At 74.3% G+C, this 20,837-nt stretch carries 15 protein-coding genes; 8 read left to right on the plus strand and 7 right to left on the minus strand.

Annotation, left to right across the window (positions count from 1 at the left end; translation table 11 throughout):
- Positions 1 to 202 precede the first annotated feature (202 nt).
- Together BKI49_RS16720 and BKI49_RS16725 are read right to left on the minus strand one after the other, a co-directional pair.
- The gene (locus BKI49_RS16720; RefSeq protein ID WP_095935085.1) at positions 203 to 3,361 is read right to left on the minus strand and encodes a sacsin N-terminal ATP-binding-like domain-containing protein; all 3,159 of its coding nucleotides are present in this window, start codon (positions 3,359 to 3,361) and stop codon (positions 203 to 205) included.
- Positions 3,362 to 4,078: 717 nt separating this feature from the next.
- Entirely contained in the window at positions 4,079 to 5,005 is a 927-nt protein-coding gene (locus tag BKI49_RS16725) for a DUF3027 domain-containing protein (RefSeq protein ID WP_095935086.1), read from the minus strand.
- 520 nt (positions 5,006 to 5,525) lie between these two features.
- Between BKI49_RS16725 and BKI49_RS16735 the strand changes: the two genes are divergently transcribed.
- From BKI49_RS16735 to BKI49_RS16750, 4 genes are all read left to right on the plus strand, one after another.
- Positions 5,526 to 6,950, plus strand: coding sequence for an MFS transporter (locus BKI49_RS16735; protein ID WP_095935087.1), 1,425 nt, complete (start codon positions 5,526 to 5,528; stop codon positions 6,948 to 6,950).
- 83 nt (positions 6,951 to 7,033) lie between these two features.
- Positions 7,034 to 7,525: a DUF2771 domain-containing protein gene (locus BKI49_RS16740; protein ID WP_095935088.1), complete on the plus strand. Its 492-nt coding sequence runs from the start codon at positions 7,034 to 7,036 to the stop codon at positions 7,523 to 7,525.
- Between the two features lie 23 nt (positions 7,526 to 7,548).
- Positions 7,549 to 8,283, plus strand: coding sequence for a futalosine hydrolase (locus tag BKI49_RS16745; protein WP_373557559.1), 735 nt, complete (start codon positions 7,549 to 7,551; stop codon positions 8,281 to 8,283).
- A complete protein-coding gene (locus BKI49_RS16750; protein WP_095935090.1) occupies positions 8,267 to 9,121 on the plus strand; it encodes a 1,4-dihydroxy-6-naphtoate synthase in 855 nt (284 codons plus the stop codon). The genes BKI49_RS16745 and BKI49_RS16750 overlap by 17 nt, the downstream gene beginning before the upstream one ends.
- A gap of 37 nt (positions 9,122 to 9,158) precedes the next feature.
- On the opposite strand, the gene BKI49_RS36170 is transcribed toward BKI49_RS16750, so the two are convergent.
- Positions 9,159 to 9,542 (minus strand): cold-shock protein, encoded by a 384-nt coding sequence (locus tag BKI49_RS36170; protein WP_028802852.1) that lies wholly within the window; start codon positions 9,540 to 9,542, stop codon positions 9,159 to 9,161.
- A gap of 196 nt (positions 9,543 to 9,738) precedes the next feature.
- On the opposite strand from BKI49_RS36170, the gene BKI49_RS16760 reads away from it, so the two are divergent.
- Positions 9,739 to 9,990: a hypothetical protein gene (locus BKI49_RS16760; protein ID WP_095935091.1), complete on the plus strand. Its 252-nt coding sequence runs from the start codon at positions 9,739 to 9,741 to the stop codon at positions 9,988 to 9,990.
- Between the two features lie 55 nt (positions 9,991 to 10,045).
- Here BKI49_RS16760 and BKI49_RS16765 read toward each other — a convergent pair whose 3' ends face one another.
- Positions 10,046 to 10,672 (minus strand): HAD family hydrolase, encoded by a 627-nt coding sequence (locus tag BKI49_RS16765; protein WP_095935092.1) that lies wholly within the window; start codon positions 10,670 to 10,672, stop codon positions 10,046 to 10,048.
- Positions 10,673 to 10,701: 29 nt separating this feature from the next.
- Positions 10,702 to 11,712, minus strand: a complete 1,011-nt coding sequence (locus BKI49_RS16770) for a hypothetical protein (protein ID WP_095935093.1) — start codon at positions 11,710 to 11,712, stop codon at positions 10,702 to 10,704.
- A gap of 302 nt (positions 11,713 to 12,014) precedes the next feature.
- Between BKI49_RS16770 and BKI49_RS16775 the strand changes: the two genes are divergently transcribed.
- Positions 12,015 to 14,558 carry a helicase C-terminal domain-containing protein gene (locus tag BKI49_RS16775; RefSeq protein ID WP_095935094.1) on the plus strand — a complete coding sequence of 848 codons (2,544 nt, stop codon included), beginning with the start codon at positions 12,015 to 12,017 and terminating at the stop codon, positions 14,556 to 14,558.
- Positions 14,559 to 14,650: 92 nt separating this feature from the next.
- Positions 14,651 to 16,294 (plus strand): DNA repair helicase XPB, encoded by a 1,644-nt coding sequence (locus BKI49_RS16780; RefSeq protein WP_095935095.1) that lies wholly within the window; start codon positions 14,651 to 14,653, stop codon positions 16,292 to 16,294.
- On the opposite strand, the gene BKI49_RS16785 is transcribed toward BKI49_RS16780, so the two are convergent.
- Positions 16,252 to 17,535, minus strand: a complete 1,284-nt coding sequence (locus BKI49_RS16785; RefSeq protein ID WP_373557556.1) for a glycosyltransferase 87 family protein — start codon at positions 17,533 to 17,535, stop codon at positions 16,252 to 16,254. The two genes, BKI49_RS16780 and BKI49_RS16785, sit on opposite strands and share 43 nt — an antisense overlap.
- A gap of 657 nt (positions 17,536 to 18,192) precedes the next feature.
- On the minus strand, positions 18,193 to 18,387 hold the full coding sequence (locus tag BKI49_RS16790; RefSeq protein WP_095935096.1) for a hypothetical protein: 195 nt from the start codon (positions 18,385 to 18,387) through the stop codon (positions 18,193 to 18,195).
- Between the two features lie 338 nt (positions 18,388 to 18,725).
- Between BKI49_RS16790 and BKI49_RS16795 the strand changes: the two genes are divergently transcribed.
- A complete protein-coding gene (locus BKI49_RS16795; RefSeq protein ID WP_095935097.1) occupies positions 18,726 to 20,783 on the plus strand; it encodes a HelD family protein in 2,058 nt (685 codons plus the stop codon).
- Positions 20,784 to 20,837: the final 54 nt, after the last annotated feature.

Below are 20,837 nucleotides of genomic sequence, written 5' to 3' on the forward strand. Positions count from 1 at the left end.
AGGGGCCCCGACGGCTTTCGTTCCGTACGGCTCGTCTTCACACGGGGCCCAAGTGATCGTGGAGTCTGTTGACTCGAAGATCAGATCTGCGACCGCGGCGAAAGGTTGTACGGCAGATGAAGACTTTGTGCGCGTATTACCAACGCCACGGCGACGTACGGGGAAACGCCACTCGGCGCTTCCCCGTCCCGGCCGTGCCGGCTCAGTCGAACCAGCGGTCCCGCGCGAGCTCCTCGGTGCGCGAGGGGTCCTCCAGCAGGGCCGCCACCTCGAAGCGGCGCGGCCACTGACCGGCCGCCCAGGCCAGCCCGGCCGCCACGCCCTCCAGGGTGGAGGCGTGCAGCACCCCGTCCCGTGTCCGCCGCCAGTCGAGTTCGACACCGTCGACGACGAGCTCCTCGTGCTCGACGTACGACGTGGGCACCGCCGGCCCCAGCAGGATCCGCACGGACTCCGGCACCTCGTGCTCGGCGCCCTCGGACGTCACCTCGCCCGTCACCGACTCGCTGAGCCGCCGCACCTGGAACAGCTCGGCGAGATCGGCGGCCCGCGACGGCCGTACCGGCAGCAGCGGGACACCGTCCGTGAAGGGCAGCAGGTCGGGCGAGTCGACGACCACGGCGTCGGCCGCGTCCACGACCCGCACCTCCCCGTCCACGACGGCCCGCAGCTCGTCCGGCAGCGTCACCTGTTCGGGATCGAGATCCGCCAGCGCGCCGTACAGGGCGTGCAGTTGGGAGCCGGAGACCTCGCGGTCCGGGTCGGCGAGCCGGTCGAGCAGCTCCGCGGCGCCGCCGGGTTCGTCGAGGAGGGCGGCCACCGAGGTACGGACACCCAGCGCCCGCAGCACCTGTTCGTCGTCGAATCCGGTGGCGTCGGCCTCGTCGTACAGGCCGTGCAGCAGCGGATCGCCACCGGCGGCCCGCAGTCCGGCCGGGCGCCGTCCGTCCAGGACGGGGTGCCCGCGCAGCCACCACGCCGTATAGGGCCGGACGATCTCGTGCGTCCCGTCCGGCAGCAGGATGCGCACCGACTGCGTCAGCGCGTCCCGCAGCGGCGGCTGCGAGAGCAGGGCGAGTGCCTGCGGCCACCGCTCGTCGTCCACCAGGTCCAGGTCCCGCACGGCGACGATCTCCGTGGCCACCGGCGGCACGGGCGTGTCGGGCAGCCGGTCGAGGACGTCCTCGCACCACACGTCGACGGCGTCGAGCAGCCCCGCGTCGTCGGGCTCGGCGAAGTCCCCGTCGCGCGGCTCCAGTTCGTCCGGGTCGAGGACGACGTCGGTGGCACGCACGAGCGCGAAGTCGGCCAGCACGCCACAGGCCGCCAGCGGCTGCTCGCCCCAGCGCTCGGCCAACTCCGCGTCCACGAAGCCGACTTCACCCTCACGCATGACCTGCGCGAACGGGCTGCCGGGCAGCACCAGCTCACCGGCGGGCGCCGGCTCCCCCTCGTCGTCCGGGAGGGCGAGCGCGCCCAGCCATGGCTCGTCGCCCGGTTCGAGACCGGCGTCGCGGACCAGCGCGAGCACGGTGTCCGCCAGCTCCTCCGCGTCCGGCGCGTCCTCGTCCCACGCCACGCCCTCGTCGTCGAGCGAGGCGGCGACGGCGGCCCGCACCTGCGGGCTCGTGAGCACGGCACGCGGCGTCGCCGGGAGGGCGCCCAGCTTCTCCAGCAGCGGATGGGCGGCATCCGGGTGGGCGACCTTCAGGCCGAGCCGGGCGAGGGCGTCCGGAGCGGCGGATCCGGTGCCGTCGGGCGTGGGCAACAGGATCTGCCGGGGTCCGATCGTCGTCCGGCCGTCGGCGAGCGGCACCGGCAGCCCGGAGAGCCGGTCCGGGTCCACGCCCGCGAGGCTGTCGTACAGGCGGTGCCACCACGCCGGGTCCTTCTCCAGGCCCGCCAGCCGGTCGACCGCCTCCGTCAGCGGCACCCGGGCGACGCCCAGGGTCCGCAGCTCCACCCGGCGTTCGAGCCCGGCGGGAAGCAGGCTGGGCAGCACCTCGGCGAGCACTCGGACCGTCTCCGCGCCCGCGCCCTCCACCACCTCGGCGTCCCGGGGCCGCAGCGCGGCCGGATTCTCCGCCGCCGCGCCCTCCGGCCAGTCGGCCGGAACCTCGGGTGCCTCGTCGAGCGGCACCGCCGGCGGCAGGAACGCGGTGCGCGGCAGCCGGTCCAGGATCGCCTGGCGCAGCGCCCCGTCCAGTTCGCCCTTGCCCAGCGGGCCGGGCACCAGATCGATGATCCCGGTGTCCACCGGCCGCCAGGCCGCGAGCAGCTCCGCGTACGCGTCCGCCGCGCGCTGCACCAGGAAGTCGGTCAGCGGGCCCGGCGCCGCGTGGCGGCGGGTCGGGTCCAGGGGGAGCGAGGCGATCAGCAGCGCGGGAACCCCCAGCGGCTCGTCGCTGGGCGTGGGCGCGTGCACGACCGGGCTGGTGCGGGGGCGGGCCGGCGAGCCGTCGCCGTCGACCGGCACCGCCCAGGTCACCGACCAGTACGGGCGCAGCCGCTCCTCGACCGGGCGGTCGGCGAGCAGCGACGCCTCCAGCGGGCCCTGGCGGGAGACGGTGCGGTAACGGCCGGCGCCGTCCCGGGAGTCCTCGACCACGACGCCGTCGCCCTCGGCGCGGCGGCGCAAGGTACGGACCTCCTCGGCCCCGGCCTCGACGACCACCTCCTCCAGGCCCGGCAGGGCCAGCAGCAGGGCGTCGTCGACGTTCTTCAGCAGCCGCTCGGCGAGAGCCTCGGCCGCCGGGTCCCGCAGCGGCAGGATCACGACCGTGTCGTACGGGTCCGGAGCGGTGCCCTCCGCCGCGAACGGCAGGCGCAGCAGGGGCACATGGCCGTCCCGGCGGCGGATCTCGTCGCCCAGTCCGGGGCTGTGCCGGGCCGTGTCGGCGGCCATTTCCCGGGCCTCCGCGAGGGCCCAGCGGACACCGCCGTGCCGGCCCACCACGGCGGGCTCGTCGGTCACCGCGAGGACGGCCGCGAAGCCGACGCCGAACCGGCCGACCGCCGTGTCGGGCGCGTCCCGCTTCGCGGAGGCGCGCAGCGTCGACAGCGACTCCACACCCGCCGCGTCGAGAGGGGCACCCGTGTTGGCCGCGACGAGCACGCCGTCGCGGAGGGTCAGCCGCAGCCGGCCGGGCACGCCCGCCCGGGCCGCCGCGTCCGCCGCGTTCTGCGCGAGCTCCACCACGAGCCGGTCGCGGTAACCGCCGAGGACCAGGTCCTCCTCCGCGTTGGCGTCCTCCCGGAACCGGGCCGGGCTCGTCGCCCAGGCGTCCAGTACGCCCCGTCGCAGGCGCGCCGTCCCGAACGGGTCCGCGCCCTCGGCTGCCGGCCGCACGAACTTGCTCACGGTTCACTCTCCCTCTCGGCTGGCGCGACCGCGAGTGCTGCGCCGCGCCCGGTCGCGGCACGAAGGTACCGCGCGGCGGGGAGGGTCCTGGCCCCGCCGTCCCTCGTCCCGGGGCGGCGGCGTCCAGGAGGCCCCCCGGGGTCCGTCGCCCTGCGCGGGTCGGTGGGGGCTGGGCGCCCTGCGGGTGCGTGGCTGAGGCCCCACGGTCCTGCGTGGGTACGTCGAGGCTGGGCGCGCAGTTCCTCGCGCCCCTGGAGGTGCGTGGCTCAGGCCCCGCGATCCCCCGCGGGTGCCCCGTGGCTGAGCGCGCAGTTCCCCGCGCCCCTGGAGGTGCGTGGCTCAGGCCCCACTGTTCTGCGCGGGCACGTCGTCGCTGGGCGCGCAGTTCCCCGCGCCCCTGGGAGTGCGTGGCTGAGGCCCCACTGTTCTGCGCGGGCACGTCGTCGCTGAGCGCGCAGTTCCCCGCGCCCCTGGGCGGGCTCGGGTGGGCCCCGTCAGGGGCGCGGGGAACTGCGCGACCAGCCCCCACCCACCCGCAGCACACCACGCACCGGACCACGAACCGGACCACGCACAGCCCCACCCACGAACCGGCACACTCGGCCGGGCCCCGTCAGGGGCGCGGGGAACTGCGCGACCAGCCCCCACGCACCCGCGGCACACCACGAACCGGGACCAGGCACAGCCCCACCGCGTACCCGGCCGGGACGGCCCCCGCTAGGAGTGACCCAGTTCCGCCGCCGACTCGTCCGCGGTGACCGACACCGAACCGGAATCCGGGGCCGGTCGCAGCGGGAACGGCTCGACCTTCGTCTCGTCGATCACCGGAGCCGCCGGCCGCGGAGGCTTCGGCATGACCGCCGCCTCCGAGTGGCCGCCACAGCCGTAGGCGAGGGACACGACGCGCCCGTCGGCCGGCGAGAACTCGTTGGCGCAGACACCGAACGCCTGGCCGAGCGAGCCGCCGATCGGATTGAGGAAGCCGCAGCTCATGCACGTGGCGGGCGCGGCCTGCGCCATGGGCGTCTTCGGGCCGTACGCCTCTTCCCAGCGGTCCGCCGCCACATGCAGGCCGTAGCGGGACAGCACCCGGGCGCGCCGCATGCCGAGCTCCTCGGCGACCGCGCTGATCGACCCGCGCAGGGGTGCGACCGGCAGCGAGGCCGGCGGCCCGCCGGCGACCTCCGCGTCCTCGGCCTCCACCAGCTCGGCCATCTCCTCGGAGACCGCGGAGTTCGGCGGGGGCTCCTCCTCGCCCGAGAATCCGGGCTCCAGCCGCAGATCGTCGGCGTCCGTGGGCAACAGGTCGCCCGGGCCCATGTCCCCGGGGCGCAGCCGCTCGCTCCACGGCACCCACTCCGGCGCGAGCAGCGCGTCGGAGCCGGGCAGGAGCACCGTCTCGTCGAGCGTCACGACCTTCGCGCGGGAGGCCCGGGCCACCGTGGTCGCCCAGCGCCAGCCGCGGTACCCGGGTTCCTTGCACTCGAAGAAGTGCGTGACAACGCGGTCCCCCTCGGAGACCAGCCCCACATGCTCGCCGACGACGCCGGGTGCGGCGACCTCCTCGGCGGCGGCGCGGGCGAGGTCGACCGCCTCGGCGCACAGGCGGTCGGGGGTGCGGCTTCGCGTTGTCGCTGCGCTCACAGGTATCGCTTCTCTCCTACGCCGTCTCACGGGTGCGCCATTCCTCGGCGGGAGTGCGGACGGAGCGGACCGAAGGACCGCGTCGACGTCCGCGCCCGATCGCACTCGGGCGCACCTACACCATCCATTCTGCGGGATGGCCGAGAGGCGCGCGGCCGAGAACTTTCGCCGTGGGCGCGCTACGCACGCTACCTTCTCCCGGCCCCTGGGCCCACACCGGCGGGCGTCTTCGGCGCTCCGCGCCGGGTTCTCGTGCTCGGCGGCCGGTCCCGGACCCGCCCCGCCGCACGTTCCTGACCCCGCCACGGGCGGGCCAGAATCACCGCGGGAGCAGCCCGGCATGGCGCAAAGACGTCCTCCCGCGCCCGTACTCCGGCATCTTCCCCGGCGCACGGGCACGCCGGCCGCCGCCGCACACCGGGGGCTCGTCCCGTACTCGCACGGCCCTCCGGAACGCCACTCCGCGGGCATACGCGCGGTAACCCCGCTACGATCCGCCGACTCGGGGCACTATGACGGAGTGGCAGGCGCAAGGTCGTCCCAAGGAGCCACCGGGGTCGGTGGCACCAAGGGGAGCAGTCGAAGCGGCGGATCGGGCCGGGTGAGCGGTTCCGTCCGTGCGGTCGGGCGTGCCCTGCACCTGCCGGTCACGGGGCCGGCGCGCGGCATCCGCAAGGCGACGCACGCACACGGCGCGGGTGAGTCGGGGCTCGGCAAACTGATCGAACTGCACGGGGTGAACGGCGCCGGCGACGTCATGATCACCGTCGCCCTCGCCTCCACGGTGTTCTTCTCCGTCCCGACGGACGAGGCCCGTGGTCGCGTGGCCCTGTATCTGGCGATCACGATGGCGCCGTTCACGCTGCTCGCCCCCGTGATCGGCCCGCTGCTGGACCGGCTGCCGCACGGCCGCCGGGCCGCGATGGCGGCCGCCATGCTCGTCCGGGCCCTCCTCGCGCTGCTGCTGTCCAGCGCGGTCGTGACCGGCGGCATCGAGCTGTACCCGGCCGCGCTCGGGGTGCTGGTCGCGTCGAGGGCGTACGGAGTGGTGCGCAGCGCGGTCGTGCCCCGACTGCTGCCACCGAAGTTCTCCCTGGTGAAGGCGAACTCCCGGGTCACGCTCGGTGGTCTCCTCGCCACCGGCATCGCCGCGCCGATCGGTGCGGGCCTCCAGGCGCTGGGCCCCCGCTACCCGCTCTACGGCGCCTTCCTGATCTTCGTCGCGGGTACGTTCCTGTCGTTCTCGCTGCCGCCCAAGGTCGACTCGGCCAAGGGCGAGCACAAGGCGCTGCTGGCCGCGGACGCGGACCATCTGCACGGGCCGCACGCGAAGAAGGCGCCGCGCCCCGGACTGCGGACCGTCGGCACGGCCGTGACGCACGCGCTGGCCGCCAACGCGTCGCTGCGCTGTCTCTCCGGCTTCCTGATCTTCTTCCTGGCCTTCCTGCTGCGCGAGCACCCGCTGACCGGCGAGAGCGCGGCCGTCTCGCTCGGGATAGTGGGAGTCTCGGCGGGCGCCGGCAACGCGCTCGGGACCGCGGTCGGAGCCTGGCTGAAACAGCGCGCCCCGGAGATCATCATCGTGACGGTCGTCGCGTTCGTGCTGGGCGCCGCGATCACGGCGGCGATCTTCTTCGGCGCCTTCCTGGTGGCGTGCCTCGCCGCGGTCGCCGGGTTCGCGCAGGCACTCGCCAAGCTGTCGCTGGACGCGCTGATCCAGCGGGACGTGCCGGAACTCGTCCGCACCTCGGCCTTCGCCCGCTCCGAGACACTGCTCCAGATGGCCTGGGTGATCGGTGGCGGGATCGGCATCGCCCTGCCGCTCAACGGCACGCTCGGGCTGTCGGTGGCGGCGGCGATCGTCGCCACGGGCTGGCTCACGACGGTGCGGGGCCTGCTGAGCGCGGCGCGCCGCGGAGGGCAGGCCCGGCCCAGGGTGGCGTGAGCCGCAGGTCCGGGCGGGGGCCGGGGACGGCACGCCGTACCCCAGGTGGGGAGAGCGGTGCGGGTGCCCGATAGCCTTCGGCCATGACCTCCCTGCCCCGCGGCAGAGCCGCCAATGGACATCGCCGTCGCGCCGTTGCCGCTCTCGGCGCCGTTTCCGCCGGACTCCTCGTCCTGTCCGCCTGTGACAAGCCGACGCCGCTGACCACCGTCACGGTCGGCAGGAACTCGGTGAGCTCCGAGACCGACTGCTACAACGACGGCAACGCGGTGAAGACCGCGGACCTGGCGAAGTGCCTGAAGTCGAAGGACATCAAGTCCATCACGGTCGACCCCGACGAGACCGTCCGGTTCGGCGTGGACCCGGACATCGCGGACCAGGGCTGGACGATCCTGATGAACGGTCAGCCGCTGACCGACTCCAGCAAGAAGACGTACCGCACCATCCCGGGCAGCGTGTTCTTCAACGCGCAGTACGGCGCCAGCGGCGACTCGACGCTCGTCTCCATCAAGTCGGGCGAGAAGGACGTGACCGGCCTGTGGTCCTTCAAGCTCAAGAAGGACAAGGACGCCTGATCGCCGTCACGGGGCCGCACGTTCTGGTGGCCACCGCGGTCCCGGTCGAGCGGGACGCGGTGGCCGGGGCGTTCGCGGCCCGGCCACGCCAGGTGCGCCTGCCCGGGGCGGTCCTGGAGCGGCTGTCCCCCGAGGCCGGCGGTCCGGCTGACGCGGGTGTCACCCTCGATCTGCTCGCGGCGGGCGTCGGCCCCGCCCTCGCCGCCGCCTCCACCGCCGCCGCGCTGACCGCGGCGGCCCTCACCGGCACCCCCTACGACCTCGTCGTCTGCGCCGGCATCGCCGGCGGTTTCCAGCCCGACGCACCCGTCGGGTCGCTCGTCGTCGCCGACGAGATCACCGTGGCCGACCTCGGCGCGGACACCGCGGACGGGTTCGTCCCGGTCACCGGCCTCGGCTTCGGCACCGTCAGCCACCGTCCGCCGCAATCACTCGTACGAGAGCTCACGGCCGCGACGGGTGGACGGTCCGGGACGGTGCTCACCGTCTCCACCGTGACCGGCAGCGCCGCCCGCGCCGCGGAACTGCGCGCCCGCCATCCCCGTGCCCTGGCGGAGGCGATGGAGGGCTTCGGGGTCGCCGAGGCCGCCGCGGCCCAGGGTGTGCCCGTCCTGGAGGTCCGCGCGGTCTCCAACCCCGTGGGCCCCCGCGACCGCGCCGCCTGGCGCATCGGCGACGCACTCGCCGCCCTCACCGAGGGCTTCGGGAAGCTCGCGCCCGTACTGGAGAGTTGGAACCATCATGACCGCACCGACTGAGTCCCTGCAGATCGCCTACTCGCCCTGCCCGAACGACACCTTCGTCTTCGACGCCTGGGCCCACGGCCGGGTGCCGGACGCGCCCGCGCTCGACGTCACGTTCGCCGACATCGACATCACCAACGGCATGGCCGAGCGCGGCGAGTTCGACGTGCTGAAGGTGTCGTACGCCGTGCTCCCCTACGTCCTGGACAAGTACGCGCTGCTGCCGTGCGGGGGTGCGCTGGGGCGGGGCTGCGGGCCGCTCGTGCTGACCCGCGAGGCCGACGCCGACCTCACCGGCCGCACCGTCGCCGTGCCGAGCGAGAGGTCGACCGCGTACCTGCTGTTCCGGCTCTGGGCCGCGGACACCGTCACGGGCGGGGTCGGCGAGATCGTCGTCATGCCGTTCCACGAGATCATGCCGGCCGTGCGGGACGGGAAGGTCGACGCGGGACTCGTCATCCACGAGGCGCGTTTCACCTACCAGAACTACGGGCTGCACAAGCTCGCCGACATGGGCGAGCACTGGGAGCGGACCACCGGGCTGCCCATCCCGCTCGGCGCGATCATCGCCAAGCGCTCGCTGGGCGACGAACGGCTCCAGGACCTGGCCCGGGCGGCGCGCGCCTCGGTCCGTGCCGCCTGGGACGACCCGGAGGCCTCCCGCCCCTACGTGCTGGAGCACGCCCAGGAGATGGACCCGAAGGTCGCGGACCAGCACATCGGCCTGTACGTCAACGAGTTCACGGCGGACCTCGGCGACGACGGCTACGCGGCGGTCCGCGGCCTCCTCACGCGCGCGGCGGCCGAGGGGCTCGTGCCGCCCCTCGGACCGGACTCGCTGGACTTCCCCTGACGGACCGCGGGCGGCCGCGGGGCGGGGCTCGCAAGGGTCACACGTCGAGCTGGTCGGCGACCGCCCGCAGCAGGCCCGCGATCTTCTTGCCGGAGGTCTTGTCGGGGTAACGGCCCTTCTCCAGCATCGGCGTGATGTTCTCCAGGAGGGTCGTCAGATCCTGGACGATGGAGGCCAGTTCGTCCGGCTTGCGGCGCTGCGCCGCCGCGACCGAGGGGGTCGGATCCAGCAGCGTCACCGAGAGAGCCTGATCGCCCCGCTGACCGGCGACGACACCGAACTCCACGCGCTGGCCGGGCTTGAGAGCATCGACTCCGGCGGGCAGGACCGAGGAATGAACGAAGACGTCGCCGCCGTCGTCGCGGGAGAGAAAGCCGAAGCCCTTCTCGCTGTTGAACCACTTGACCTTGCCGGTAGGCACGTCTGTCCTCGTCCTCGTACTCGTCGGAAACTGCTCGGGAAACTGCTCGGGCCGTCGCGAGTGCAACTGCCCGTAAACGGCTCTGGATAGCACTACAGCGGGTCGTCGGACCCGCCGGTACCAAGGCTAATGGTCCGGCGGCTGGTGACAAGACGTCGCTGGATTGTTCCTTCGCGCTGGGAACTACCCTGGTCGGGTGCGTGACAAAACCCAAGCGAATTCCGCCGAAGCCGGTGACCGGCTGATCCGTGTCGGTGCCATCGTCTTCTTCGTCGGAGCTTTGGCCACACTGGTCACCGTGGCCCCGCTACTGCTCGGCACGACTCCATTTCCGGCCTACATGTTCGGATTGAGCATGCTCATGGGAGTCGGATTCCTGTTGGCCGGAGCCGGGGTGCTCCAGTCGATCGCGGCGGGCCGCCGCCGGGCACGCGCCGCGCGTTCCTGAGGACACCGGACGACGGGGCGCCGCGCGGCGGCACCCCGGGCAGTGGTGTGCCCCGTCACTGTCGGCGGTAGCTCTCCAGCCAAGCCGGGAACTCCGTCAGGTCGGTGAGGACGACGTCCGCGCCCGCCGCACGCAGCTCCGCCGCGTCGCACGGCCCGGTGGTCACGGCGACGGAGTACGCGTCCGCCGTGCGGGCGCCACGTACGTCTCCGGTGTGGTCGCCGACGTACACGCTCGCGCCGTACTCGCGCAGCGCCTGTGCCTTCTGCTCGGCCCACAGGTCGCCGACGACGGCGTCCGCCTCGATGCCCAGGTGTTCCAGGTGCATCTTGGCGTTGGGCTCCCACTTCGCGGTGACCACGAGGGCCCGGCCGCCCGCGGCCTGCACCGCCGCGATCGCCTCCCGGGCACCGGGCATCGCCGGCGTCCCGGTGATGGCGTGCACGGGGTACATCTCGCGGTAGAGGTCCGCGACGACCGCGACCTCCTCGGCGGGGAACCAGTTGACGAGTTCTTCCTCCAGCGGCGGCCCGAGCCGCGTGATCACCAGATCGCAGTCGATGTACGTGCCCGTGCGCGCGGAGAGCGCCCGGTAGCAGGCCTGGATACCGGGACGGGAGTCGATCAGGGTCATGTCGAGGTCGAAGCCGACGGTCGGCGCGGAGGAAGTCATATGGGCCATTGTGCCCACCGGCTCCGGGCGGCCGGAGGTCAGCGTCGGCGCTGGGACCGCCACACCAGGTACAGGGCGGAGGCCACGGCCGCTGCGCGGACCACCCAGGGCCACGTCTCGGTGAGCGCGTCCTTCATGTGCCCCTCGGCGATGGGCTCGCCCCAGCGGCCGTTCGTGCGGCCCCACAGCCACACGAGGCCGCCCGCGACCGACAGGCCGGGCATGACGAGGACCGCCCACTTCGACTCGGCCGGGGTCAGCCGGCGCGAGGCGTAGGCGATGAGCCAGCCCAGCGCCAGGGCGAACCAGTTGCCGAGGACGGCCCCGGCGACGAGGAGCCCGGCGGCGAGCAGCAGCAGCGGGTTGCTGTAACCGCTCAGGCGGGGAAGCAGGCGGCGCCGGCCGGCCTCTTCCTCCTCCACCGGCTGCGCGGCCTCCCCGGCCGCCACGGCGTCCCGGGCCTCGGGCACCGCCTCCGCCGCGGGCTTCCCCGTCCCGTCGGCCTTGTCCCGGGGCGGCGGCTTGAGCAGCTCCGGGATCTCCACACCCCCGACGAAACCCGGCACGCTCTCGCCGGGCCCGAACACGCTGCTGTCCACCCGCCACCAGTCGGGCTGCGTCGCGCTGTCGCCGAGCTCCGCCGCGCTCGCGAGGTGCGGCGGGGACGGGGCGTCGGCCGCGGTCGCACCGGTCGGCTCCGGCTCCGCGGGGCGGGGCCGCGGCACGACGCGGCGCAGGCGGCCACGGGGCCGCTCGTCCGGTTCGGCGGCGCGCTGGGTGGGGACCGCGGCGCGGGGCTCCGCGGCGGGGCCGGCACCGTCGCCACGCCCGGCAGCCGCGACGATCTCGTCCGGGGTGCCGAGACGGTCGAGGATGCGGCGGACGGCGGTGGGGCTGTCGACCGTGGCCTTCGACCGGCGCCGGTCGATCTCGTTGCGCAGCTCGGACACCAGACGCATCCGTGTCGCGGACGGCAGCTGGCGCTGCTGGGCCAGGTCGCCGACCCGGCTCAGGTAGTCGAAGACGAGCTGGTCGCTCTCAATCCCCACGAAGTCCCCTCCGGGGTGGTCGCGTTGGATGCCCGGTGGTGACGGTACCGGTTTTTCGGGCGCCGCCGCCCCTGCCCGTCCCGTGCTCCCGGGGGCTCCGCCCCCGGACCCCCGGTCGGCCTGGACGGCCTCGTCCTCAATCGCCGGACGGGCTGGCACTCTTCAGCACCGGCCGGCAAAAGTTCAGCCCCTCCGGCGATTGAGGAGCGGGGTCCGGGGCGGAGCCCCGGGAACGAGGGACGGGCGAGGGCGGAGGGGGCGAACCGGCTCTGTGGCCGGAAGCAACCGCTACCGTTGGCAGGATGAGCCCCGAGACGACCGCTCCGCGTTCCCTGGCGGAAGCCCTGCGCGCGCGGGACGACGTCTCGCTGTCCGCCCTCCTCCGCTCCCGCCCCGACCTGATCACGCCCGTCCCCACGGACCTGACCCAGCTGGCGACCCGCGCGGGCACCCGTGCCTCGGTGGTACGGGCCCTGGAGCGCCTGGACCGGTTCGCGCTCCAGACCGCGGAGGCCCTCGCCGTGGCGGCTGACCCGGCGACGCACGACGAGCTGCTCGGCCTGATGGCGGGGGACGACGGCGAACCGGCGGTCACGGCGGCGTTCCCGGGCTCGCTCGCCACGCTGCGCGAGCAGGCACTCGTCTGGGGCCCCGACGAGCGGCTCCGCCTCGTGCGCACGGCGCGGGAGCTGCTCGCGCCGTCCCCGCAGCACCCGTCCCCGACGGGCCTGGGCCCGACCGTCGCGGAGGCCACGGCCGGCATGTCGCCGGGGCGCATCCAGGAGATCGTGGCGGAGGCCGGACTCGCGACCACCCACGACTCCGTGTCGGCGGTCGCGTCACTGACCGGCCTGTTCACCGACCGGGTCCGGATGTCGGCACTCCTGGACGAGGCCCCCGCCGAGTCGGTGGACGTGCTGTCACGGCTGGTGTGGGGTCCGCCCTACGGGCAGGTGACGGCCGACCCGGCACGCCATCTGCGCTGGCTGACGGACCACGGACTGCTGCTGCCCACGGCGCCCGGCACGGTCGTGCTGCCCCGGGAGGTCGCCCTGCACCTGCGGGCGGGCCGCGCGCACCGGGTGGCCGAGCCGGTGGCGCCGCCGGTCGAGGCCGCGGCGACGCACCGTCCACAGGTTGTGGACGCGGCGGCGGCCGGTCAGGCGTACACCGCTCTCGCGACCGTCGAGGAGCTGCTCAAGGACTGGCACGAGGGCGGACCCGCCGTGCTGCGGGCCGGCGGGCTGAGCGTCCGGGACCTGAAGCGGACGGCGGTGGCGCTGGACGTGGCCGAGCCGATGGCCGCGTTCTGGGTGGAACTCGCCTACGCGGCGGGCCTGTTGGCATCGGACGGCGAGGCCGACGAACGATACGCTGCGACGCCCGCCTACGACGAGTGGCTGGAACTGCCCGCCCCCGAGCGCTGGGCGGGGCTCGTCTCCGCCTGGCTGGCCGCGACCCGGACGGCGGGTCTGGTCGGCGGGCGGGACGCGAAGGACCGCGCGCTGTCGGCCCTCGGCCCCGGCCTGGACCGGTCGGCGGCGCCTGAGGTCCGCCGCCGGGTCCTCGCCCTTCTCGCCGGCCTCCCCGAGGGCGCGTCCCCCGCACCGGACTCGCTGCTCGGCCGGCTGCGCTGGGAGCGCCCGCTGCGCGGCGGCCAGCCCGCCACGGACGATCTGCGGGTCCGGCTGGCCCGGTGGACCCTGTCCGAGGCGGAGCTGCTGGGCGTCACGGGCCGCGGAGCACTCTCCGCGGCCGGACGGGCGCTGCTCGGGCTGCCCTCGTCCTCCTCGAAGGCCGGGCAGCCCGAACCGACGGGGCCCGGCGACAAGCTCCCCGCACACCGGCATCACCACCCCGCGCCCGCCGGGCCGCACTCCCCCGCCGAACAGGCCGCGGCGGCCTCCCGGGCCGCACGGCTCCTCGCCCCGCTCCTGCCGGAGCCGCTGGACCACGTCCTTCTCCAGGCGGACCTGACGGCGGTCGCGCCGGGCCCGCTGCAACGACCGCTGGCGGACACGCTGGGCGTCCTCGCGGACGTGGAGTCCAAGGGCGGGGCGACGGTCTACCGGTTCACGCCCGGCTCGGTACGCCGCGCGCTCGACGCGGGCCGTTCGGCGTCGGACCTGCACGCCTTCCTCGCCGCCCACTCCCGGACACCGGTGCCGCAGCCGCTCGCCTATCTGATCGACGACGTGGCGCGTCGGCACGGCCATCTGCGGATCGGCGCGGCCTCGGCGTACGTCCGCTGCGACGACGACGCGCTGCTGAGCGAGATCCTCGCCGACAAGCGCTCGCAGGGGCTGCGGCTGCGCCGTCTCGCCCCCACCGTCCTGGCCGCCCAGGCCGATCCCGCGACGCTCCTCGAAGGCCTGCGGTCCATGGGGTTCGCGCCCGCCGCCGAGTCCGCGGAGGGCGATGTCGTGATCACCCGGGCGCACGCCCACCGCACCCCACCGCGCACCGCGCCCGAGCCCGTCCCGGATGGTCCCCCGGTCCCGGACGCCACGCTGATCGGCGCCGCGATCCGCGCGATCCGCGCCGGCGACATGGCGTCCACGGCCCCGCGCAAGCAGACCGACCCGGCCGCCGACCACGCTGGCGGCGACCTGCCGCGCACCGGCTCCGCCGAGACCCTCGCGACCATGCAGGCAGCGGTCCTGACCGGCGAGTCCCTGTGGATCGGCTACGTCAACGCCGAGGGCGCGGCCAGCCAGCGCGTCATCGCCCCGATCCGGGTCGAGGGCGGCTTCGTGACGGCGTACGACCACACGGCCGACGAGGTGCGCACCTACCCGCTGCACCGGGTGACGGGCGTGGCGGAGCTGGCGGACGAGGAGGCCTGAGAGACGGCCCGGCATGATCGCCCGGAGGTGCGGCACACTGGACGTTTGGCCGGTCGTCCGCGCGGGACGCCGGCACGCAGAAAGGGACGGGCGTGAACGGACCCCTCATCGTCCAGAGCGACAAGACACTGCTGCTCGAAGTCGATCACGAACTGGCGGACGCCTGCCGCCGGGCCATCGCGCCGTTCGCCGAGCTGGAGCGCGCGCCCGAGCACATCCACACCTACCGGGTGACGCCGCTCGGTCTGTGGAACGCACGCGCCGCCGGGCACGACGCCGAGCAGGTCGTCGACGCGCTCGTGGAGTTCAGCCGCTACCCCGTGCCGCACGCCCTGCTGGTGGACATCGCGGAGACGATGGACCGCTACGGGCGGCTCACCCTGAGCAAGCACCCCGCCCACGGTCTCGTCCTGACCACCACCGACCGGCCGGTGCTGGAAGAGATCCTGCGGTCCAAGCGGATCATCCCGCTCGTCGGCGCCCGGATCGACCCGGACACCGTCGCCGTGCACCCCTCGGAGCGCGGGCAGATCAAGCAGACGCTGCTGAAGCTGGGCTGGCCGGCCGAGGACCTCGCCGGGTACGTCGACGGCGAGGCGCACCCCATCGAGCTCGCCGAGGACGGCTGGGCGCTGCGGCCCTACCAGAAGCAGGCCGTGGAGAACTTCTGGCACGGCGGCAGCGGCGTGGTCGTCCTGCCCTGCGGTGCCGGAAAGACGCTGGTCGGCGCCGGGTCCATGGCGCAGGCCAAGGCCACCACCCTCATCCTCGTGACCAACACGGTCTCCGCCCGCCAGTGGAAGCACGAACTGGTCAAGCGGACCTCGCTGACGGAGGACGAGATCGGCGAGTACAGCGGTACGCGCAAGGAGATCCGGCCGGTCACCATCGCGACGTACCAGGTGCTGACGACGAAGCGGAAGGGTGTCTACCCGCACCTCGAACTCTTCGACTCCCGCGACTGGGGCCTCATCGTCTACGACGAGGTGCACCTGCTGCCCGCGCCCGTCTTCAAGTTCACCGCCGACCTCCAGGCCCGGCGGCGCCTCGGTCTGACCGCGACGCTGGTGCGCGAAGACGGCCGCGAGTCGGACGTCTTCTCGCTGATCGGGCCCAAGCGGTTCGACGCGCCGTGGAAGGAGATCGAGGCGCAGGGGTACATCGCCCCGGCGGACTGTGTGGAGGTGCGGGTCAACCTCACCGAGTCGGAGCGGCTCGCGTACGCCACCGCCGAGACCGAGGAGAAGTACCGCTTCTGCGCGACGACGGCGACCAAGCGGAAGGTGACCGAGGCGCTGGTGCGCCGCTTCGCCGGGCAGCAGATCCTCGTCATCGGCCAGTACATCGACCAGCTCGACGAACTGGGCGAGCACCTGAACGCGCCGGTCATCAAGGGCGAGACGAGCAACGCGCAGCGGGAGAAGCTGTTCGACGCCTTCCGTGAGGGCGAGATCAGCGTGCTCGTCGTGTCGAAGGTCGCGAACTTCTCCATCGACCTGCCGGAGGCGACCGTCGCCATCCAGGTGTCCGGGACGTTCGGGTCGCGCCAGGAGGAGGCCCAGCGGCTGGGCCGCGTCCTGCGGCCGAAGGCCGACGGCCACCAGGCGCACTTCTACTCGGTCGTCGCCCGCGACACCATCGACCAGGACTTCGCCGCGCACCGGCAGCGGTTCCTGGCGGAGCAGGGGTACGCCTACCGGATCGTCGACGCGGACGAACTGCTCGCGGAGGGCTGAGCCGCCGCCGGCCGCGCCAGCAGGGCCAGCAGGGCCAGAGCGAGCAGCGGGTAGGGCGAGGCGAGCGGCTGCTGCCACCAGGGGAGCCGGAGGTCCAGGTCCCCCTGGTGCGGCACCAGCCAGAGCGTGCGCGCCGTGAAGACGGCGGCGACCGCGCCCGCCGCACGCGGCCCGTGCCCCGCGTACAGCACGGCGATCAGCGGGACGCACCACACCCAGTGGTGCGACCAGCTGATCGGGCAGATCAGCAGGGCGGTGAGCGCGGTGACGAGGACGCCGCGGCGGTCGTCGCGCGCCCGGCGGGCCAGCCACAGTCCCGCCAGGGCGACCGCCAGCGCGGGCACCGCCCACAGCGGGCCGGGCGCCGGGTCCCCGAGGGCGCGGGCGATCATCCCCTGGAGCGACTGGTTGTCGACGATCCACGCCCTGCCCACGCGGCCCGTCTCGAACAGGCGCCGGGTCCAGAAGCCGACGCTCGCGTCGGGCAGCACCAGCGCGCCGAGCAGGACCGTGCCGGCGAAGGCCGTCGCGGCGGTGGCCGCCTCCCGGTGGCGGCGGGTGAGCAGCAGGTGGACGACGAAGACGGCCGGGGTCAGTTTCACCCCGGCCGCGACGCCGAGCGCGATGCCCTTGCCCCGGGCGCCGGGGGGCCGTGTCAGGTCCCACAGGATCAGGCAGACGACGGCGAGGTTGACCTGCCCGAAGAGGACCGTCTGGAAGACGGGTTCCAGCCACAGGGCGAGCGCGGTGGCCGCGCCGAGCAGGGGCAGCCGCGCCGGCAGCCCCGCGAGCCGGCAGGAGAGCCGCACCAGCACGGTCAGCAGCGCGAGGTTCCCGGCGACGAAGACCGCCTTCAGGACGCCGACGGGGAGCAGGGCGGCCGGGACGAACAGGAGCGCCGCGAAGGGCGGGTAGGTGGCGGGCAGCCGCCACTCGGTGACGGCGAACCCGTAGAGGTCCCGGCCGCCCAGCACGGCCGCGCCCTCGGCCCGGTAGACCAGCACGTCGGCCATGGGGGCGTGCGAGCCGACGCACAGCAGACAGAAGGCGAGGACCGAGCAGCCGGCGAGAAGGCCGGCGAGGGGACCGGCGGGCAGGTGCGGGACGCGCCGGGCGCGCGGCTCCGTCCGCGGAGACCCGGCGCCCACGGCCGTGCGAGCGGGCTCGGTGCCCTGCTCACGCACCTCGGACGAGCGGGCGGGCACGGCGCCGGGGTGCGGGCGCGGGGGGACGGGACGCACGGGAGCGGGGCTCGGGTGCGTGGGTACGGGCTCGGGGGCCGCGGCGGCGGCTCCGAACGGTCGTCGGGCGGTCACTTTCCGTAGCGGCACGAAGTGACCCTAGTGGGCCGAAGTCCCCGCCCCCGCCCGCGGCTCACCGCATCGGGCCACCCGCCCCGGCACGACCCCCTCACCGAAGCCGACGGGCGGCCCAGGGCCTCGGCTCACGGGCGCCGGGACACTCGCCCCGCCACCTCGGGCCACGCAAGCCCTCACGGGGCTCCCCACCGAAAACACGACCGGCACACGCCGGACGCCCGGCCGCGCGGCTCACCACGTCGGAACGCTCAGGCCCGGCGGCGGCTCACGCGCGCCGGGACACTCGGCCCGACGCCCGACTCACCGCGCGGGACCGCCCAAGCCCTCGCGGTGCTCCCCACCGGCACGCGCCCGCCGCGCCGGGCCGTCGGGCCCGCGGGCGGCTCACCGAGCCGCAGGCTCGGGCCGGCGCGCGCGGGTCATCGCACCGCAAGCACGAGCCCGCAGGCACGAAACCGCACCGCGGGCACGAGTCCGCGGGCACGAGTCCGCGGGCACGAGTCCGCGTGCAGGTCACCACACCGCAGGCAAGCCCCGCGTGCGGTTCACGTGCCGGGGGGCACGGGTCCGCGCGGCGGGTCACCGCCGTCGTACGCCCGCTTCCTCGCCGTACTCGCCGAGGAGCACCACTCCGAACGCCGCCTCCGCGAACACCTTCACGGCGCGCAGGGCGTCGCCGAGGCGGTGGCGGTGGTGTGTGCCGGAGGAGAGGGCGGTCGCGCCGCGGTGCGGACCGTGAGGGCCGGAGGCTGGGTTGAAGGTCGCTGCGCTCATGTATCCATGGTGGGTTCCCGGGCCCCGGATGGCCTCGGCCCATGGACCGAACCTGAACACTCCCCAGGTACACCCCCGGGGTACCCCTCGTACGCCTCGCGACGGACCCCGACCCCTAGGGACCCGGGGCCGGCGCCCCTGAGGCCGCGGCGACCGGCCCCGCCGCCGTGCACGCCGGGCCCCGAAAAAGCATTGGCCCAGGCCGCGCCCCCTCGCCTACAATCTCCGCTCTTGCCCGCCTCCCGTCGTGGAGTGCCGCCGCCCGGCCGGAAACCGGACGGCATCCAGGAGTCACCCACGAGGTACCACTCACGCAGCAGGTTTCCGGAGGCATCGCCTTGTCCACCCCGTCCGACCATCCGCTCGGCTCCGACGACCCCCTCTCCCGCGAGCGAAGCCACCTGACCCGGTCCCGTGCCGCGCTGCGCGCGATGCGCGAGGACGTGGAGAACCTCGACATCAGCGACGTCACCGCGAACTGGGTGAACGCCGAGGTTCTGCACCGGCAGATCGACGAACGCATCAAGGCCCTGGCCGATCTCAGTCACACACCCCTGTTCTTCGGGCGGCTCGACTACCTGCACGCCCCGGGCGCCGACCGGGCGGAGGGCGCCGAGGGCGAGCGCTTCTACATCGGGCGACGGCACGTGCACGACGCCGACGGCGACCCGATGGTGATCGACTGGCGCGCGCCGGTGTCGCAGCCGTTCTACCGCGCCTCGAAGAACGACCCGATGGACGTCGGCCTGCGCCGTCGTTTCGGCTACACCGCCGGCGACCTCACGGCGTACGAGGACGAGCACCTCTCCGACCCGGCCGAGGCCGCGACCACCAGCAAGCTGCTCCAGCAGGAGATCGAGCGCCCGCGCGTCGGCCCGATGCGCGACATCGTGGCGACCATCCAGCCCGAGCAGGACGAGATCGTCCGCAGCGGGCTGTCCGGGTCGGTCTGCGTGCAAGGAGGTCCCGGCACCGGGAAGACCGCCGTGGGCCTGCACCGGGTCGCCTACCTGCTGTACGCCCACCGGGAGCGGCTGGCCCGCACCGGCACCCTCGTCATCGGGCCGAACAAGTCCTTCCTGCACTACATCGAGCAGGTCCTGCCGGCCCTGGGTGAGCTGGAGGCGCGGCAGGCGACGGTCGACGACCTCGTCGCGCATGTCGAGGTGCGCGGGAGCGACGGCGCGGCGGCCGCCGTGATCAAGGGCGACGCCCGGATGGCCGAGGTGCTGCGCCGGGCCGTCCGCTCCCACGTGACCCTGCCGACGGAGCCGGTCGTGGTGGTGCGCGGCTCCCGGCGCTGGCGCCTGCCCGCGTACGAACTGGAGGAGATCGTCCGGGAGTTGCTGGACCGGGACATCCGGTACGGCGCCGCGCGGGACGCCCTTCCGCAGCGGATCGCGCACGCCGTGCTCGTCCAGATGGAGCGCTCGGGCGAGGCGCCGGACGACCGGGTGCAGGACGCGGTCGCCCGCAACACCGCGGTGAAGGCCGCGGTCAAGGCGGTGTGGCCGCCGGTCGACCCGGCCAAGCTGGTGCTGCGGCTGCTGTCGGACGCCGACTTCCTCGCCGCGCACGCGGAGGGGCTCCTCGACGAGGCCGAGCAGAAGGAGATCCTCTGGGAGAAGCCGGCGCGGAGCGTGAAGTCGGCCAAGTGGTCCCCGGCGGACGCGGTGCTGGTCGACGAGGCCACCGACCTCGTCGAGCGGACGCACTCCCTGGGGCATGTGGTGCTCGACGAGGCGCAGGACCTCTCCCCGATGCAGTACCGGGCCGTGGGGCGCCGCTGCACGACCGGTTCGGCGACGGTGCTCGGTGACCTCGCGCAGGGCACGACCCCCTGGGCGACGCGGAGTTGGGACGAGGCGCTGCGCCACCTCGGCAAGCAGGAGGCCGTGATCGAGGAGCTGACGGCGGGCTTCCGTGTGCCGACGGAGGTCATCACCTACGCGTCCCGGCTGCTGCCGCACATCGCGCCCGGGCTGGCGCCGGTGGCGTCGGTGCGTGAGAACCCGGGCTTCTTCGAGGTGCGGGCGAGTTCGGGGGACCCCGACGTCGTCCGTGCCGTCCGGGAGCTGCTCGGCCACGAGGGCTCGATCGGGCTGATCGCCGCCGACGCCCGGATCCCCTTCCTGGCCGAGGAGTTGGTGGCGGCGGGACTCACGTATCTCGGCCCGGGCGAGGAGACGACCGCCGAGACCCGGCTGACCTTGGTGCCGGCCTCGCTGGCCAAGGGCCTGGAGTACGACTACGTGGTGCTGGACGAGCCGCGGGCCGTCGTCGACGGGGAGCCGGACGAGCGGACGGGGCTGCGCCGGCTGTACGTGGCGCTGACCCGTGCGGTCTCGGGCCTGATCGTCACCCACGCCGCACCGCTGCCGCAGCAGCTGGGCTAGGGGGTTTCGTTCGGATCAGTCCGGGTCCGCCCTGATCCGAACGAAACCCCCTGG

Source organism: Streptomyces sp. Tue6028, assembly GCF_002300165.1.
GTDB lineage: Bacteria > Actinomycetota > Actinomycetes > Streptomycetales > Streptomycetaceae > Streptomyces > Streptomyces siamensis.

What these genes read in the sequence shown, in the direction of transcription:
- BKI49_RS16740 (WP_095935088.1), top strand. Translation starts at nt 7,034, where the DNA reads ATGACCTCCCTGCCCCGCGGCAGAGCCGCCAATGGACATCGCCGTCGC.
- BKI49_RS16750 (WP_095935090.1), top strand. Translation starts at nt 8,267, where the DNA reads ATGACCGCACCGACTGAGTCCCTGCAGATCGCCTACTCGCCCTGCCCG.
- BKI49_RS16765 (WP_095935092.1), bottom strand. Translation starts at nt 10,672, where the DNA reads ATGGCCCATATGACTTCCTCCGCGCCGACCGTCGGCTTCGACCTCGAC.
- BKI49_RS16775 (WP_095935094.1), top strand. Translation starts at nt 12,015, where the DNA reads ATGAGCCCCGAGACGACCGCTCCGCGTTCCCTGGCGGAAGCCCTGCGC.
- BKI49_RS16790 (WP_095935096.1), bottom strand. Translation starts at nt 18,387, where the DNA reads ATGAGCGCAGCGACCTTCAACCCAGCCTCCGGCCCTCACGGTCCGCAC.